Origin of the sequence: Leifsonia sp. SIMBA_070, assembly GCF_046534635.1 — a bacterium.
Classification (GTDB): Bacteria; Actinomycetota; Actinomycetes; order Actinomycetales; family Microbacteriaceae; genus Leifsonia.
Window position 1 is genome coordinate 1 of record NZ_JAWRYK010000583.1, and the last position, 255, is coordinate 255.

The 255-nt window shown below is 53.7% G+C and carries 1 protein-coding gene; it reads right to left on the reverse strand.

The window, feature by feature from the left end; translation table 11 throughout:
* Nucleotides 1-240, reverse strand: a 240-nt coding sequence (locus tag SB754_RS21555; protein WP_410784363.1) for a hypothetical protein, incomplete at its 3' end; no start/stop codon positions are given.
* Nucleotides 241-255 lie beyond the last annotated feature (15 nt).

Below are 255 nucleotides of genomic sequence, written 5' to 3' on the forward strand. Positions count from 1 at the left end.
AGGTAAGCACATGAGCAATGCGGCCTGCTTGGTTTCCTTGAGAACCAGTGCGAACGAATTGGTGATGGTGCTGTAGCCAGTATGGGCATGGGTTACCAATGCCTTCTCTCCGGCCTGGACGCGTCGCAACAAAGACAGCACATGAGAGTCGGAAACCAACGTCGACTTATCCTGGACGATTCCTTGCTGGGCCTGATTACACCACTCGGCAACGTCACCTGAATCCTTGAGTTCAAGCACGCCATTTGAAGCCCG